Origin of the sequence: Micromonospora peucetia, assembly GCF_900091625.1 — a bacterium.
Lineage (GTDB): Bacteria > Actinomycetota > Actinomycetes > Mycobacteriales > Micromonosporaceae > Micromonospora > Micromonospora peucetia.
Genome location: NZ_FMIC01000002.1, coordinates 251,149 through 267,514 on the forward strand (window position 1 = coordinate 251,149; position 16,366 = coordinate 267,514).

The following is a 16,366-nucleotide window of genomic DNA, read 5'->3' on the forward strand; positions in this document are numbered from 1 at the left end:
CCACCGGTGCCCGGACACGCGCGTCACGTACCGCACATCGGTCCGGGCGGGCGACGACCGCGCCCGGGGATCGCCCGGGTCGCCGCATGCGGGCGTCGGGCACCAGGCAGGATGGCGATGTGGACGGACACGACATGTTGCTCTCCCCCGCCGGGGTCGAGGCGCTGCGGACCGCGCTGACCCGGGCCGGGTTCACCTCGAACGGCATCGCCAACCGGCTCGGCCCGCAGGCCACCGGTGGGGTGGCCCGCAACGACTTCCGGGCCGCGCTGCGCGCCACCGAGGACCGCGACCCGCTCGGCACCCTGATCCGGGTGTTCGTCTGCGAGCAGACCGAACCGGAGGCCGCCGTGGCCGCCGCGCTGGCGCCGCTGGCGCTGGACGAGGCGCTCGCCGGGGGCCTGGTCGAGCGGAACGGCGACGGGCTGCGGATGGGCGTGGACCTGGAGCCGTACGGGGACGACTGGTGGGTGCTCGCCGACGTGCCCGGCAGCGCCCGTCCGGGCCGCCCGCTGCACGCCGAGCACGTCCTCGGCATCGGCGGTGCGACGCAGACGCTGATCGGCGCGACCGTCCGCCGGCCTGTCGAGGCCGCGCTGGACCTGGGCACCGGCTCCGGCGTGCAGGCCCTGCACCTGGCCACCCACGCGCGGCGGGTCATCGCCACCGATGTCTCGGCGCGGGCGCTGCGCTTCGCCGCCACCACCGCCGCGCTCAACGGCCAGGACTGGGAACTGCTCCGTGGCGACCTGGTCGCCCCCGTCGCCGGGCGGCGGTTCGACCTGGTGGTGAGCAACCCGCCGTTCGTGGTCGGCCCGGGTACCACCACGCACGTCTACCGCGACTCGGGGCGGGTCGGCGACGCGATCGGCGCGGAACTCGCCGCCGCCGCGCCCGGCCTGCTCACCGAGGGCGGCACCATGCAGTACCTGGCCAACTGGGTGCACGTCGCCGGGGAGGACTGGGCCGAGCGGGTGGCCGGCTGGTTCGCCGGCACCGGGCTGGACGCCTGGGTCATCCAGCGTGAGGTGGCCGACCCGATGGCGTACGTCAACCTGTGGCTCACCGACGTCGGCGAGACGGCCGACCCGCGGCGGATGGCGGACTGGCTGGACTGGTTCGACGCGTACAAGGTGGAGGCGGTCGGCTTCGGCATCGTCTCGCTGCGCCGCTCCGGCCACGACGACCCGGCCGTCCGGGTGGAGGAGCTGCGCCAGCGGGTGGAGACGCCGCTCGGCGACCGGGTCGACGCGTGGTTCGACCGTCAGGACTGGCTCCGCGCCCGCGACACCGACGGGCTGCTCGCCGCCCACTACCGGGCCGCCGACGGCCTCCAGCTGCGGCAGGAGGCCACCATGGGGGGCGACGAGGGCTGGGTGGTGGATCGGCAGGTGCTGGCCATGCCGAACGGCCTGCGCTGGACCGAGGAGATCGACCCGCTCGTCCTGGCCCTGGTCGGCGGGGCCGACGGGCGGCTGGCGTTGCGAGACCAGCTCGCCCTGCTCGCCGCCGCGCACGACGTCGCACCCGGGGAGCTGGCCGAGGCGGCCGGACCGATCGTCGCGCACCTCATCGAGCGCGGCTTCATCGAGCCGGTCGCCGACTGATGCGGGCCGTGGTGCAGACCGTCGGCCGGGCCGGCGTGACAGTCGACGGCGAGGTGGTCGGCGCGATCGACGACGGGCTGCTGGTGCTGCTCGGGGTGACCCACAGCGACACCGTCGAGACCGCCCGCACGATGGCCCGCAAGGTGCACGAGCTGCGGATCCTCGACGAGGAGCGGTCCGCTGCGGACACCGGCGCGCCGATCCTGGTGGTCAGCCAGTTCACCCTCTACGGCGACGCCCGCAAGGGCCGCCGTCCGAGCTGGACGGCAGCCGCTCCGGCGGAGATCGCGGAACCCCTGGTGACGGCGGTGGTGGAGGCGCTGCGCGCCCGGGGCGCGAAGGTGGAGACCGGCCGCTTCCGCGCCCACATGCTGGTCGAGAGCGTCAACGTCGGCCCCCGCACGGTGCTGCTCGACCTCTGACGCGCCGTCCCTCCCCGTCCTCTTTCTGTCGATCACGGGTCGACGGCGGCGCTGGAGAGCACGCGTCGCCGTCGACCTCGTGCCCGACGGCGGAGAGGCTGGGAGAAGGGGAGTCAGCCGAAGAGGCCGCGGCGCTGGAGCGACTGGCGGATCCAGCCGTCGAGCTGGGCGGTGAAGTCGGTGCGCTCGGCGGTGGCGTGGTCGACGGAGAAGCGGCCGAAGGCGTCCCGGCCCTCGGTGAACAGGCCGCCGCGCTTGTCGAGCTCCAGCACCACCTGGATCTGCTGGGCGTCGGTGACGAACGTGACCTCCAACTGGTTGATCGCCCGGGCGTACTGCGGCGCCGGGTAGAACTCCATCTCCTGGTAGAAGGGCAGGCTCTGCCGTACGCCGTAGATGTGGCCCCGCTCCACGTCGGCCCGGGCGAACCGGAAGCCCAGCCGCAGCAACGCCTCCAGGATCTTCTGCTGGGACGGCAGCGGGTGCACCGCCACCGCGTCCAGGTCGCCCTTGTCGACCGCGCGGGCCACCTCCAGCTCCGTACGCAGCCCCATCGTCATCCCGGGCAGGTGCTGCCCGTACAGCTCGGTGAGCGGCGTCTCCCACGGCACGGCGAAACGGAACGGGATGTCGTGACGCTGCCCGGGGTCGAGCCGGAACGCGCCCGTCGCGGCCTGCCGGTGGAACTCCTGCGTGGTCTCGTAGTCGTTGTCGCCGCTCTCCACCTCGACCCGGGTGACCAGCCCCAGGGCGACGTACGACACGTCGACGGGGTGGTCGCCGCCGGCCACGTGGATGACGCCCTCCAGTTGGCCGCCGGGGCGGCAGTTCGGATTCGCCAGCACGGTTTCCACCGACGGGCCACCCACACCCATCGCCTGCATGAGCCGCTTGAAGACCACAACACCCTCCACAACCTGTTCCGGCGCGCCGACATCGCCGGCGGGAGCCGGCCATGCTGGCCGACCGCTGGCACCGTAACCACCTCCGGCAAGAAGCGCTCGGCGACGAGCCGCCCACGCTGAGCAGGTAGTCGACCGAATTCGTGTCGGGTCCCCGATCGCCTCACTCCCGTTTCACGCCCCGCCCGCCAAGCTGTGTGTCACACCGGCACCACTGGGCCGGATCCAACGGCACAGACGTGGACACGGGGAGAAACTGAGATGGCCCTGCAGATGATGGAGCACCGGACGCGCTCGGCCGGCACCACCGAGGCCGCGAGCGCCACCGACACCCTGACCGACCTCGACGCCACCGACGAGCGCGGCGTCTCGACGGACCTGGTCCGGGCATACCTGAACGGAATCGGGCGGACGAAGCTGCTGACCGCCGCCCAGGAGGTCGACTTGGCCAAGCGGATCGAGGCCGGGTTGTTCGCCGACGAGAAGCTGGCGACCTGCACCCCGGTCTCCGCCGAACTGCGGGCCGACCTGAAGCTGATCGTCGTACAGGGCCGGGCGGCGAAGAACCACCTGCTGGAGGCGAATCTGCGCCTGGTGGTCAGCATCGCCAAGCGCTACACCGGTCGCGGCATGGCCTTCCTCGACCTGATCCAGGAAGGCAATCTCGGCCTGATCCGCGCGGTCGAGAAGTTCGACTACGCCAAGGGCTACAAGTTCTCCACGTACGCCACCTGGTGGATCCGGCAGGCCATCACCAGGGCGATGGCCGACCAGGCCCGCACCATCCGCATCCCGGTACACATGGTCGAGCAGGTCAACCGCATGGTCCGGGCTCGCCGCGAGCTTTCCGTCTCGCTGGGTCGCGAGCCCACCGTCGCCGAGGTCGCCCGGGCCATGGACATCCCGGAGTTCCAGGTCATCGAGCTGATCTCGTACGACCGGGAGCCGGTGAGCCTCGACCAGGCGGTCGGTGAGGACGGCGAGAGCGCGCTCGGCGACTTCGTCGCTTCCGTCGACCCGAGCGCCGAGCCGGGCGACGCCGCCGCGCAGGGCGAGCTGCGCAACGAGGTGAGCATCGTGTTGTCCACCCTCTCGCAGCGGGAGCAGGCCGTGATCCGGCTCCGCTTCGGCCTCGACGACGGCCGGCAGCGCACCCTCGACGAGGTCGGCCGGGAGTTCGGCCTGTCCCGGGAGCGGATCAGGCAGATCGAGAAGGTGACCCTGCTGAAGCTGCGTGCCCCGGAGCGGGCCCAGCGCCTGGAGGCGTACGCCTGCTGAGGTTTTCTGGACCACGCGAGGCCCCGGCGGTTCGCCGGGGCCTCGCGTTCGTTCCGACACGCCGGGCGGTGCTTGCCCCGGCAGCCTTGGCTGGATATAAACCAAGCGGTTATTAAACCGGGAGGTTATCGAATGGCGGACGGCGATCTGCTGGGTGCGACCTTCGCGGCGCTGGCCGACCCGACGCGGCGGGCCATCCTCGCCCGGCTGGCGGCCGGCGAGGCCACGGTGACCGAACTGGCGGCGCCCTTCGCGATGAGCCAACCGGCCATCTCCAAGCACCTGAAGGTGCTGGAACGCGCCGGCCTGGTCAGCCGGGGCCGCTCCGGCCAGCGCCGGCCCTGCCGCCTGGAAGCCGACCCCTTGCGGGCGGCCACCGCCTGGCTGGCCGGTTATCGGGACTACTGGGCGGAGAGCTACCAGCGTCTCGACGCCCTTCTCGACGAACTCCAGGCCGCCGACCGGGAGGGCGTCGGCCCCGACGGCACCGCCCGGGATGCCGGGCGGGACGAGACTTCGGATGCCGGACGGTGACCAGCAACGACAACCCGCTGGTGGTCCACGCACCGGGCGACCGCGAGATCGTGCTGAGCCGGCTGTTCGACGCGCCCGCACCCCTGGTCTTCGCCGCCTTCACCCGCCCGGAGCTGCTCGTGCGCTGGTACGGCGCACACGGCTGGCGGCTGGTCGAGTGCGAGGTCGACCTGCGGGTCGACGGACGGTGGCGGTACGTCTCGGAGGGTCCGGGCGGGGAGCGGATGGGCCAGAGCGGGGTGTACCGGCAGATCGACGCACCCCGGCTGCTGGTCTGCACCGAGCTCTTCGACGACCAGTCCTATCCGGGCGAGACCCTGATCACCCACGAGTTCGCCGAGATCGTGGGGCGGACCACGGTGACCAGCACGCTGCGCTACGCCACCGCCCAGGGCCGCGACACCGTGCTGCGTTACCCGATGGCCCGAGGCGTCGGGGAGAGCTTCACCCGCCTCGCCGACCTGCTGGGCACACCATCGACGACAGGAGGAGAGAGACCATGAACTGGACCCTGGAAGTGGTGATCGTGCCGGTCTCCGACGTGGACCGGGCAAAGTCGTTCTACGCCGGCCAGCTCGGCTTCGTCGTCGACTTCGACATGGTGATCAGCGACGACGCGCGGATCGTGCAGCTGACGCCGCCCGGCTCCGGCTGCTCGATCGTGATCGGCAAGGGCGCGATACCCCACATGCCGCCGGGCTCGCTCAAGGGGCTCCAGCTGGTCGTGCCCGACCTGCGCCGGGCGCGGGCCGAGCTGGTCGAGCGAGGCGTCGAGGTCAGCGAGATCCAGGTGATCGGCGAGAATCCCCGCCCGGTGCCGGACCCGCTGGACAACGTCGGCTTCGTCCACTTCGCCGACCCCGACGGCAACGCCTGGTCCGTGCAGCAGATCTCCGACCGGGCCTGACCGCCCACCGCCCACATGATGTTCCGCCGCCGCCCACAGGCTGTCAGGCAAGGGCCCCTTCCGCTACCGCAGGCGTCAGGAAGGTGCCCTTGCCTGACAGACGGTGGCGGGGGCCGGTGTCGGGCTTACAGACGGCGGGGGCCGGTGTCGGGGCGGGGGACGGCGGAGCCGATGCGGACGGTGGCGTGCAGCACCGAGATGCCGTCCGGACGGGCGAGTACCGGATTGAGGGTCAGCGCGCGGACCCGGGGCTGCTCGTCGGCGAGCCGGCCCACCCGCAGCAGCAGGTCTGCCAGGGCCGCCCGGTCCACCGGCGCCGCGCCCCGGTGCCCGCGCAGCAGCGGCGCCGCCCGGGGCTCGTCGACCAGCTCGGCGGCGTCCAGGTCGGTCAGCGGCACCGCCCGCCAGGCCTGGTCGCCGAGCAGCTCGGTGGCGACACCACCGAGCCCGAAACCGACCACCGGGCCGAACGCCGGGTCCTCCACCAGCTCGACCACGCAGGCCACCCCGGGCGGGACCATCGGCTGCACCAGGACGGCCGCGCCGAAGACCGCCGCCATCTCCGCGTACGTGCGGTGGACCGTGGCGGCATCGGGCAGGTCGAGCCGGACCGCGCCGAGGTCGAGCCGGTGCCGCAGACCGGGGGCGGCAGCCTTGAGGGCCACCGGGAAACCCAGCCGGGCCGCCGCGTCGACGGCCTCCACGGCGGAACGCGCCGGCACCGACTCGACCACGTCGATGCCGTACGCGGCCAGCAGCCCCACCGGATCGAGGGCCTCGGGGCGCAGGGCGGCGTGCGCCGCCTCCCGGTCGACCCGGGGCAGCTCCGGCGGCAACCCGGCGGGCCGGCGCAGCCAGTCGGCGTACACGGCGACCCGGGCGAGGGCGCGGACGGCCTCCTCCACGCTCGGGTACGCGGGCACCCCGGCGGGCGCCCGCCCGACCAGTAACGTCGCCACGGCCGGCTTGCCGGCGGCGAACGCGCTGGGCAGCGCGGTGGTGAAGTCCGCCTCGGTGTCGGTGAGCTGGCCGGGCAGCGGCGGGGCGAACACCACCACCAGCGCGTCCACCTCGTCGTCGGCGCCCGTCTCGGCGAGCGCGGCGGCGAACTCGGCCGCGCCGGCACGTGGGCCCACGTCACGTGGGTAGCCGCGGGCGACGGTGAGCCCCTGGGCGGCACAGGCGGTGGCCGCCAGCCCGGTCAGCGCCGAGGAGTTGCCGACCACGCCGACCCGCGACCCGGCCGGCAGCGGCTGGTGGGCCAGCAGCACCCCGACGTCGAGCAGCTCGGCGACGGTGTCCACCCGGATCACGCCGGAGTGGGCGAACAGCGCGCCCACCGCCACCTCGTCCGGCCCGGCGGCATCGCCCACCCCCGGCGGGCGGGCCGGCGAGGCCAGCGCCACGACGGGCTTGTCCCGGCCGATCCGGCGGGCCAGCCTGGCGAACTTGCGCGGGTTGCCGAAGGTCTCCAGGTACAACATGATCACGTCGGTGCCGGGGTCGTCCTGCCAGTACTGGAGCAGGTCGTTGCCGGAGACGTCGGCCCGGTTGCCAGCCGAGACGAAGCTGGACAGGCCCAGCCCACGCCGGTCCGCCTCGGCCAGCAGCGCCACCCCGAACGCGCCGGACTGACTGAAGATGCCCACCCGGCCCGGCACCGGCAGCCGTGGGGCGAGGGTGGCGTTGAGGCGTACCGCCGGATCGGTGTTGGCCACCCCAAGGCAGTTCGGGCCGACCACGCGCATGCCCGCCGCGTGCGCCGCGCGGACCAGCGCGCGCTGCATGGCGGCGCCCTCACCGCCGGCCTCGGCGAAGCCCGCCGAGATGACCACCAGGCCGTGCGCGCCGGCGGCGGCCGCGTCGGCCACCACCTCCCGGGCCGTCTCCGGCGGCACCGCCACCACGGCCAGGTCGACCGGCACGCCGGCATCGGACGCCGAGGAGTACGCCGGCAGCCCGGCGACCGTCGCCGCGCTCGGGTGCACCGGGATCACCGTCCCGGGGTAGCCGCCGTCGCGCAGGTGCCCGAGCACCGCCGCGCCGACGCCCTGCCCGGTGGCGCTGGCCCCGTAGACGGCGACGCCGCGTGGGGCGAGCAGCCGGGCGATGGAGCGGGCCTCGGTGCGGTGCTCCCGGCCGCGCTGCACCTCCAGCGTGGCGTCGGTGGGGGCGATCGGGAAGGTCAGGTGCACCACGCCGTCGGCGAACTGCCGCTGCACCTGGTAGCCGAAGTCGGAGAAGACCCGCAGCATCGCGCCGTTGGCCGGCAGCACCTCCGCCACGAAGTTGGCGATGTCGTTGCGGCCGGCCGTGTCGGCGAGATGCTCCAACAGCACCGAGCCGATGCCCCGCCCCTGGTAGGCGTCCTCGACGACGAACGCCACCTCGGCCTCGGGCGCCTGCGGGCCGAGCCGCTCGTAGCGGCCGACTGCGACGATCCGGTCGCCGACCAGCACCACGAACGCCTCCCGGTCGCGGTGGTCGACGTTGACGAAGCGTTGCAGGTCACGATCGGGAATGCGCGGGTACGGCGAGAAGTACCGCAGGTAGCGGGTGCGCTCGGAGAACCGCGAGTGCATCGCCACGATGCCCGGCCCGTCAGCCGGGCAGATCGGTCGCAGTTGCACGGTGGTGCCGTCGCTGAGCAGCACGTCCACCGGTTGTTCCACCGTCGTCACCTGTCCCGGCCCTCCCCGGTCGGCTCAGTCGCGTGGGTCGTGCGGATCGAGGCCGAACAACGGGAACGCGGTCTTGCGGGCCGCCGCGATCGCCCGGTCCACCGCGTTCGGCTCGCCCGTCGGCTGCCACGGCTCGTACGACGGGTCGATGTCGTCGGTCATCCGCAGCGGGATCTGCCGGCCCGGCCGGCGGGCGGCGGCCAACTCCCGCCAGGCGGGCGGGGTCAGCGTCGCCGGGTCGAGCGGCTCCCCCGTGGCCACCGCGAGCAGGTGCGTCCAGGCCCGGGGCACCACCTCGACCAGCGCGTACCCGCCGCCGCCGGTGGCCACCCAGCGGCCCTCGCAGAGCTCGTCGGCGAGCGCCCGCAGGGCCAGGTAGGTGGCGCGCTGCCCGTCGACCGAGAGGTTCAGGTCGGCCAGCGGGTCGAGCCGGTGCGAGTCGGCGCCGCACTGGGTGACCAGCACCTGCGGCCGGAACGCGCGCAGCACCGACGGCACCACCGCGTGGAAGGCGCGCTGCCAGCCGGCGTCGTCCACGCCCGGCGGCAGCGGGACGTTGACGGCGCTGCCCTGTGCCTGCGGGCCGCCGGTCTCGTCGGGGAAGCCGGTGCCCGGGAAGAGCGCCAGCGGTGTCTCGTGCACGCTGACCGTCAGCACCCGCGGGTCGTTCCAGAAGACCTGCTGCACACCGTCGCCGTGGTGCACGTCCACGTCCACGTACGCGACCCGCTCGGCGCCCAGGTCCAGCAGGCGGGCGATGGCCACCGCCGGGTCGTTGTAGACGCAGAACCCGGCGGCCCGGGCCGGCATGGCGTGGTGCAGACCACCGGCCACGTTGACCGCCCGCCGGGCCTCGCCCCGCCAGACCGCCTCGGCCGCCGCCACCGTGGCCCCGGCGACCAGCGCACTGGACTCGTGCATCCCCTCGAAGACCGGATTGTCCGAGGTACCCAGCCCGAACCCGGCGAAGAGCGGGTCGCGGGGGGCCACCCGCACCGCGGCGAGGTAGCGCGGGTCGTGCACCCGGCTCAGCAGCGCGTCGTCGGCCGGTTCCGGCTTGACCAGCCGCACCCCGGGACGCGCCAGGACGCCCAACTCGCGGGCGAGCGCGACGGTCAACTCCACCCGTACCGGGTCGAGGGGATGATCCCCCATGTCGTAGGCGAGCAGGGACTCGTCCCACACCACCACCGTGTCCTCGGACATGGTGTCATCGTCGCACGAGTGCCCGGACGCACCCACGCACGCGCTGCTCAGCCGGCCGGTGTCGCCCGGGACACGTTCCGCTCAGCCTGGCGGTGTCGCCCCGGTGCACGGGCTGCTCAGCCTGGATTCGCCCCGGTGGCCACCGGGCGGGCCGGGTCGGCGACCCAGTTGCTCCACGATCCGACGTAGAGCGCCGCGTCCGGCCGGCCGGCCAGGTGCAGCGCGAACACGGCCTGCGCGGCGGTCACCCCGGACCCGCAGTACGCCCCGACCGGCCGGTCGTCGCCCACCCCGGCGGCGGCGAACCGTTCGCGCAGGACGTCGACAGCCGGGAACCGGCCCTCGGCGACGTACCCGGGGGCGGGCAGGTTCACCGCACCGGGGACGTGACCGGCGACCGGGTCGATCGGCTCGGTCTCGCCCCGGTAGCGGGGTGCGGCGCGCACGTCGAGCAGGACGCTCTCGCCGGCCGTGGCCAGCCGGGCCGCCTCCCCCGTGTCGAGCACCGGCAGCGCGCCGGGGCGCACCTCGACGTCGCCCGGTGCCGGGGTCGGCACCGCCGTGCCGGTGGGCAGCCCGGCGGCCAGCCACGCCGGGAAGCCGCCGTGCAGTAGCCGTACCGGCCGGTGGCCCGCCCAACGCAGGGTCCACCAGGCGCGGGCGGCGGCCATGCCGTCGCCGCCGTCGTACACCACCACGGGATGACCGGCGCGGACGCCGGCGGCCCGCAGCGCGGCCTGGAGCGCGACGGGGTCGGGCAGCGGGTGGCGGCCGGCGGGGCCGGGCGGCCCGCAGAGCGCGGTGTCCAGGTCGACGAAGACCGCGCCGGGCAGGTGACCGGCGGCGTAGTCGTCCCGACCGGGCGGGCCGACGAGCCGCCAGCGGACGTCGAGCAGCGTGGGCGGATCGACGTGGCCGAGTTCGACCGCGAGCCGGTCGGCCTCCACCAACAGATCCTCGGTTGCGGACATGGCGTCCAGTCAACACCATCCCGGCACCGACCTGGCGGTTCGCCGTGGGTCGTTCGGTGAACGCCGAGGTAGCATCGTTGGCCGGAGGTCCGCTGACGTGAAGCATGATCTGGTCGACACGACCGAGATGTACCTCAAGACCATCCTCGAGCTGGAGGAGGAGGGGGTGCCGCCCCTGCGTGCCCGCATCGCCGAGCGGCTGGGGCAGAGCGGGCCAACCGTCAGCCAGACCGTCGCCCGGATGGAGCGGGACGGCCTGTTGACCGTCGAGGGTGACCGCCACCTGGCGCTCACCGCGCACGGCCGCAGCAACGCGGTGTCCGTGATGCGCAAGCACCGGCTCGCCGAGCTGCTGCTGGTCAACGTGATCGGAATGCCCTACGAGGAGGCCCACGAGGAGGCCTGCCGGTGGGAGCACGTGATGAGCGACGCCGTCGAGAAGCGGGTCTACGACCTGCTCAACCGGCCGACCCGGTCGCCCTACGGCAACCCGATCCCGGGGCTGGAGGAGCTGGGAAGGCCGGAGCAGCCGACCGCCGCCGCAGTCGAGGGTGAGCGCAACCTGGCGTTCCCCGGCCTGTCCGGGTCGGTCGTGGTCCGGCGGATCTGCGAGAGCGTGCAGACCGACGCGGACGTGCTCCGGCAGCTGCACGCCGCCGGCGTAGACCCGGGCGCCACGGTGACCGTGGCGCAGGAACGCGACGGCGTCTCCATCGACCGCTCCGGCGAGCGGATCAGACTGCCCCGCGAGATCGCCTCCCGCGTCTTCGTAGCCGCCCACTAACCCACCCCACCCCTCGCCCCTGCGCGCGGCTCGCCGCTGCCCGCTCGGCTCGGCGATCTTGCACTTTGTGCCCGGGCATATCCGGCATGAAGGTCAGATCGAGGGCCGAAAGTGCAAGATCCGCGGCACCGAGGCGACCCGCCGCCACGTGCACCACGTTCGCGGCTGGTGCGGCGCTGGGAGCGGGTGTCCGCAGGGTCACCCGGTGCGGGTGTCGAGTTGCTTTGCCAGGGCGATGAGGGCTGTCGTGAGGTTCTCGGCGTCGGTGTTGTCGGTGGCGCGGGGAGTGGCGTAGCGCAGGGTGGCCAGGCGGCCCTCGGTCGCCAGCCAGCCCACCTCCGCGACCGGGCCGAGGGCACCCTTGGCCGAGGTGGTCCGCCGGTACGCCTGCTGACCGAGCCCGGAGACCTTGGCCGCCTTCTCCGGCACCACGTCGGCGGTGAAGGTCGCCGCGTCGATCGAGGTCTCGGTGACGGACAGCGTCAGCTCCGGCAGGGCGGCCCGCCCGGCGCGTACCACGCAGGTGTGGCTGTCGCCCGTCCTGCTGGCTGCCGCGACGTCGAAGCGGAAGCCCGCGTGCTGCTCGATCACGCCGAAGTCCAGCAGCCGGCACGCCCCGCCGGACGAGGCCGCCGCCACGTCGACCATGACCGGCGCCGGCGGTGGCACGGCCACCGGTTCGGCCTCCGCGCCGCAGCCCGCAGCCAGCAGTGCGGCCACCCCGGCGCCCACGATCCGCCCGCGCACGATGACTCCCCCGCTGTCTCACCCCGATGTGCCCGCCGGACACCGTACGGCCCGGCAGAGCTACTTGTGAAGACCGAGAGACCATTGCCCGCAGCGGCTACCGGGTCACGCACCATCTGTGCGAACCCACTGGTGTCCACGAACGGGCACGGTCCCGGCTCTCGGCAGTCGTGACTGCCGGGAGCCGGGACCGCGTAAGGGCTCAGGCGACCGGGCGCATCCGGCCCCAGTGCCACCAGGGAATGGAGAAGCCGAGCTGGTCGGCCCAACCGAAGAACTTCTCGCTACGCGGGTAGTACGTGCCGTACCAGAACAACGGCACCCATTCGGTGTCCCGCGCCCACACATTCTGGAGCTCCCGGTAGTGCTCACGGCGCTCGGCGCGGGTCCCGGCGTTGCGTGCGGCCAGGTAGGCGGCGTCCACGTCGGCGTTGCGGTGCATACACATGTTGTTCTGCCCGCCACTGGAGTACTTCGTCGCCGTGATCTCCGGGTCCGGTGCCATCGAGCCGCCGACGATGATCAGGTCGAAGTCGTGCTGGTCGCGGACCTGCCGCGACCAGTCCACCGAGGACAGACCGGCGAAGGTCGTCTCGAACCCGACCGCGCCCAACTGGCGGCTGATCATCTCAGCGATCGGCTTGTGACCGTGGAACGTGTCCATGTAGAACATGGACAGCCGGCCTCGGACACCCGAGGAGTCCGCGGTGACACCCGCCTCGTCCAGCAGTGTGCGGGCGCGCTCCGGGTCGAAACGGGGTGCCTTGGCGTCGGCGTTGAACGCCCATGAGGAGCCGATCAGGTAGTGGTCCCAGGCCTGGGACACCCCGGGGTCGCCCAGCTCGGCGATCTCGTCCCGGTTCACCGCGTGCGCGACGGCTTCCCGTACCCGCTGGTCCTGCCACAGCTCGCGGCCGTGGTTGAAGTCCAGCAACGCCATGCCGGGACCCCGCCGCTTGAGGACCTCGACCCCGGGCACGCCCTCCACCAGGCCCAGCCGGTCCCGGGTGACGGTGTCCTGCGGCGCGAAGTGGGCCTCGCCCCGGGCGATCATCCGGGCGCACTCGTCGCGGTCCGCGACGATCTTCAGAATGATCCGGTCGATCTCCGGTTGCGGACCCCAGTGGTTCTTCACCGCCTCCAGGATGATGTGCTCACCCGGAATCCACTCGGCCAGCCGGAACGGCCCCGAACCCACCGGGTTCAGGTTGTGCGGGTTCGTCGCCCAGTCCGTTCCCTCGTACAGGTGCCGGGGCAGGATGTGCGCGAAGATGAAATTCCCCAGGAGTACGAGGAATCCCGCGTTCGGGGTGTGCAGGTGGTAGTCGACGGTGTGGTCGTCGACCGCGACGATCGTCTCCACGTCCCGCAGGAACATCCCACCCTGGTAGCCCATCTTCTTGGCGTGCAGATGGGTGTAGACGATGTCGTGCGCGGTCAGCGGGGTGCCGTCCTGCCAGCGGGCGGCCTTGTTGAGGTGGAAGCGCCAGCGACGCGACCCGTCCAGCTGCTCCCAGTGGGTCGCCAGATCCGGGAACGGGTTCACCTCGTACCACTCGTTCAGCACGACGCGGTTGTAGATGTTGTTGCAAGCCAGATAGCCGGCGCTGCCTGTCACGTTCCGGTATACGTCATTGAACTCCACCGCGTCGTGCGGAGTAGCCACCACGAAATCTACGGACATGCGTGCCTCTCTGTTCTGTTGTTCGGTGACGGCTACAGGGCGTCGCCGTGCGGGCACGGCGGCAGGCCGTCGGTTTCCGTCGGCCACCGGCGTTGCAGCATTCGCGGCTTGGCCCGCTCGATTCGCGGGTCCGGCACCGGCACCGCCGCCAGGAGTTCCCTGGTGTACGGGTGTGCCGGCTCGCCGATCACCTGTTTGGTCGGGCCGAGTTCGACGAGCTGACCGCCGTACATCACACCCACCCGGTGGGAGATGTCGGCGACCACGGCAAGATCGTGGGCCACGAACAGGTAGGAGACCTGCCGTTCCCGCTGCAACTCCTTGAGCAGGGTCAGCACCTCGGCCTGGACCGACACGTCCAGCGCCGACACCGGCTCGTCGAGCACGATCAGCTTCGGGTTCAGGGCCAGTGCCCGAGCGATGGCGATGCGCTGGCGCTGACCGCCGGAGAACTCGTGCGGGAACTTCCGCAGGCTGGTGGCGGGCAGGCGCACCTGGTCGAGGAGCGTCCGGGCCCGCGCGCCGTCCACCGGCAGCCGATGGATGCGCATCGGCTCCGCGAGCAGGTCCGCCACCGTCATCCGAGGGTCCAACGAGGTGTACGGGTCCTGGAACACCACCGAGATCTCCTGCTGCAACGCTCGGGCGGTGGCACCCTTGCGCTGGGAGACATCCTGGCCCAGGAACAGCACCTGACCCGAGGTCGGCTGCTGCAACCCGAGGATGGTCCGCAGCAGTGTGGTCTTACCCGACCCCGATTCGCCGACGATGCCGAGCGTCTCCGCCGGGCCGACCGAGAACGAGGCGGAGCAGAGGGCGTGCACGATGGCCTGCCCACGTCGTCGGGCCGCCCGGGGAGACCGGAAGTGCTTCACCAGGTCCGTGACCCGCAACAGTTCGGCGGACCCGCCGATGGGCGTCTGTGCGCTCATTGCCCTTCCACCGCCTGACTGGTGATCCGGGGTGCCAACGACAGCAACTTCCTGGTGTAGTCCGACTCCGGGTTGTCGAAGATGGCGAAGACGTCCCGATGCTCGACGATCTCGCCCTGGTACATCACGGCGACGCGGTCCGCGATGCCGGCGACGAGGGCCAGGTCGTGGGTGATGAAGAGCATCGCCGCGCCGGTACGCTCCCGGGCCAGCGCCAGCGTCGCCATCACCTGGGCCTGCACGGTGACGTCCAGGGCCGTGGTCGGCTCGTCGGCGATGATGAGATCGGGATCGTGCACCATGGCCAGCGCGATCGCGATCCGTTGGCGCATGCCGCCGGAAAGCTGGTGCGGATACTGGTCGAGCCGAGCCTCCGCGTCCTTGATCGCCACGCTCTCCATGAGCTCGATCGCGCGTCGTCGTGCCTCGGCCCGTTTGACCGTGCGTGCCAGTGCCATCGAGTCCGCGAACTGGGCACCGATGGTGAGCACCGGGTTGAGGGTGGTCGACGGGTCCTGGAGGATCATCGCGATCCGCCGGCCCCGGTATTCGCGCCACTGGGCGAAGCTCAGGCCACTGAGCTCGGCGCCGTCGAAGTTGATCGACCCGCTGCCCACCGCGTTGCTGGGCAGCAGCCCCACCAGGGACAGCGCGGTGAGGGACTTTCCGGACCCGGACTCACCGACGAGGGCCACCACCTCGCCCGGCTTGACCTCCAGGTTGACGGCGTCCACCGCGATGTGTTCACCGAACCGTACGGAGAGGTCCGACACCTTGAGCAGCGGCTTCTGCCCTGGTGCCGGATCGCCGGACACCGGATGCGGCTTGCGCCGGCGCAGCCGGCGAGGTGTCGCCAGCGGGTTGGTGGGCGAGGACTTCGGGTTGAAGGCGTCCCGCAACCCCTCGCCGACGTAGTTGACCGACAGCACGATCGTGATGATCAGCAGACCCGGGAAGTAGAACAGCCACGGGCGGGTCAGCACCGCCGACTGTGCGTTGGCGACGAGCAGACCCAGGGAGGTGTCCGGGGGCTGCACACCGAACCCGAGGAAGGACAGGCTGCTCTCGGCGAGGATGGCCACGCCGAACATGAGCGTGCCCGACACCACGATGTGGTCTGACGCGTTGGGCACCAGGTGCCGGAACATGATGCGGATCGGACTCGCCCCCATCACCCGGGCCGCGTCGACGAAGGCCAACTCGCGCATTCCCAGCACGACCCCTCGGACGAGGCGGGCGACCGACGTCCACATCAGCGCGCCCAGGACCATGGCCAGGCCGAGCCAGGAGACTCCCTTACCCGCGACGAGCGAGCCCAGGAACGCGGCGAGCGCGATGGTGGGCAGGGTGAGGACGAGGTCGACCGTGCGCATCACGGCGGCGTCTACGAACCGTCCGAAGTAGCCGGCCGCGACACCCATGACGACGCCGATGACACAGGCGATGATCGTGACCGAGCCCGCGATGAGCAGCGACTGCTGCATGCCGCGCAGCACCAGCGCGAACAGGTCACGGCCCAGGGTGTCCGTGCCCATCGGGTGTTGCAGGGACGGGGACTGCGACAGTTCGGGGGTGATGTCGGTGTAGTCGTAGGGCCACAGCGGCGGCACGATGATCGCCACGAGGATGACGATGAGCAGGACGGCGAGTGCGCCCATGCCCACCTTGTGCCGGACGAACCGTCGGAAGGTGACGGACATCTTCGATGTCC

15 protein-coding genes are annotated in these 16,366 nt (G+C 72.3%); 7 read left to right on the forward strand and 8 right to left on the reverse strand.

Going from position 1 to position 16,366, the window contains the following annotated elements; genetic code table 11:
• Nucleotides 1–119: 119 nt before the first annotated feature.
• Both GA0070608_RS01680 and dtd read left to right on the forward strand, forming a co-directional pair.
• Nucleotides 120–1,607, forward strand: a complete 1,488-nt coding sequence (locus tag GA0070608_RS01680) for a DUF7782 domain-containing protein (protein WP_245715663.1) — start codon at nt 120–122, stop codon at nt 1,605–1,607.
• Entirely contained in the window at nt 1,607–2,029 is a 423-nt protein-coding gene (gene dtd, locus GA0070608_RS01685; protein ID WP_091620364.1) for a D-aminoacyl-tRNA deacylase, read from the forward strand. Before GA0070608_RS01680 ends, dtd begins: the two co-directional genes overlap by 1 nt.
• 113 nt (nt 2,030–2,142) lie before the next feature.
• On the opposite strand, the gene GA0070608_RS01690 is transcribed toward dtd, so the two are convergent.
• Complete coding sequence (locus tag GA0070608_RS01690; RefSeq protein ID WP_091620367.1) at nt 2,143–2,931, reverse strand: sporulation protein; 789 nt, start codon at nt 2,929–2,931, stop codon at nt 2,143–2,145.
• Between the two features lie 261 nt (nt 2,932–3,192).
• Here GA0070608_RS01690 and sigB point away from each other — a divergent pair, with 261 nt between their 5' ends.
• The 4 genes from sigB to GA0070608_RS01710 all read left to right on the forward strand — a co-directional run bounded on the left by sigB (nt 3,193) and on the right by GA0070608_RS01710 (nt 5,650).
• Nucleotides 3,193–4,209, forward strand: coding sequence for an RNA polymerase sigma factor SigB (sigB, locus tag GA0070608_RS01695; protein ID WP_411970759.1), 1,017 nt, complete (start codon nt 3,193–3,195; stop codon nt 4,207–4,209).
• Between the two features lie 111 nt (nt 4,210–4,320).
• The gene (locus GA0070608_RS01700; RefSeq protein ID WP_411970802.1) at nt 4,321–4,743 is read left to right on the forward strand and encodes an ArsR/SmtB family transcription factor; all 423 of its coding nucleotides are present in this window, start codon (nt 4,321–4,323) and stop codon (nt 4,741–4,743) included.
• The gene (locus GA0070608_RS01705) at nt 4,740–5,246 is read left to right on the forward strand and encodes an SRPBCC family protein (RefSeq protein WP_091620375.1); all 507 of its coding nucleotides are present in this window, start codon (nt 4,740–4,742) and stop codon (nt 5,244–5,246) included. The genes GA0070608_RS01700 and GA0070608_RS01705 overlap by 4 nt, the downstream gene beginning before the upstream one ends.
• Entirely contained in the window at nt 5,243–5,650 is a 408-nt protein-coding gene (locus GA0070608_RS01710) for a VOC family protein (RefSeq protein WP_091620378.1), read from the forward strand. Before GA0070608_RS01705 ends, GA0070608_RS01710 begins: the two co-directional genes overlap by 4 nt.
• A 125-nt stretch (nt 5,651–5,775) precedes the next feature.
• Here GA0070608_RS01710 and GA0070608_RS01715 read toward each other — a convergent pair whose 3' ends face one another.
• From GA0070608_RS01715 to GA0070608_RS01725, 3 genes are all read right to left on the reverse strand, one after another.
• Entirely contained in the window at nt 5,776–8,331 is a 2,556-nt protein-coding gene (locus tag GA0070608_RS01715) for a bifunctional acetate--CoA ligase family protein/GNAT family N-acetyltransferase (RefSeq protein ID WP_091620382.1), read from the reverse strand.
• A 24-nt stretch (nt 8,332–8,355) separates the two neighbouring features.
• Nucleotides 8,356–9,537: an acetoin utilization protein AcuC gene (locus GA0070608_RS01720; protein WP_091620386.1), complete on the reverse strand. Its 1,182-nt coding sequence runs from the start codon at nt 9,535–9,537 to the stop codon at nt 8,356–8,358.
• A gap of 116 nt (nt 9,538–9,653) precedes the next feature.
• Complete coding sequence (locus GA0070608_RS01725; RefSeq protein WP_091620389.1) at nt 9,654–10,508, reverse strand: sulfurtransferase; 855 nt, start codon at nt 10,506–10,508, stop codon at nt 9,654–9,656.
• Between the two features lie 97 nt (nt 10,509–10,605).
• Between GA0070608_RS01725 and GA0070608_RS01730 the strand changes: the two genes are divergently transcribed.
• Nucleotides 10,606–11,292, forward strand: a complete 687-nt coding sequence (locus GA0070608_RS01730; RefSeq protein ID WP_091620392.1) for an iron-dependent transcriptional repressor DtxR — start codon at nt 10,606–10,608, stop codon at nt 11,290–11,292.
• 198 nt (nt 11,293–11,490) lie between these two features.
• Here GA0070608_RS01730 and GA0070608_RS01735 read toward each other — a convergent pair whose 3' ends face one another.
• From GA0070608_RS01735 to GA0070608_RS01750, 4 genes are all read right to left on the reverse strand, one after another.
• Nucleotides 11,491–12,039: a hypothetical protein gene (locus GA0070608_RS01735; RefSeq protein WP_091620397.1), complete on the reverse strand. Its 549-nt coding sequence runs from the start codon at nt 12,037–12,039 to the stop codon at nt 11,491–11,493.
• 202 nt (nt 12,040–12,241) lie between these two features.
• A complete protein-coding gene (locus GA0070608_RS01740) occupies nt 12,242–13,723 on the reverse strand; it encodes an ABC transporter substrate-binding protein (RefSeq protein ID WP_091620401.1) in 1,482 nt (493 codons plus the stop codon).
• A 32-nt stretch (nt 13,724–13,755) separates the two neighbouring features.
• Nucleotides 13,756–14,655, reverse strand: a complete 900-nt coding sequence (locus GA0070608_RS01745; RefSeq protein ID WP_091620406.1) for an ATP-binding cassette domain-containing protein — start codon at nt 14,653–14,655, stop codon at nt 13,756–13,758.
• Nucleotides 14,652–16,355 carry a dipeptide/oligopeptide/nickel ABC transporter permease/ATP-binding protein gene (locus GA0070608_RS01750; protein WP_176733608.1) on the reverse strand — a complete coding sequence of 568 codons (1,704 nt, stop codon included), beginning with the start codon at nt 16,353–16,355 and terminating at the stop codon, nt 14,652–14,654. The genes GA0070608_RS01745 and GA0070608_RS01750 overlap by 4 nt, the downstream gene beginning before the upstream one ends.
• Between the last annotated feature and the right edge of the window lie 11 nt (nt 16,356–16,366).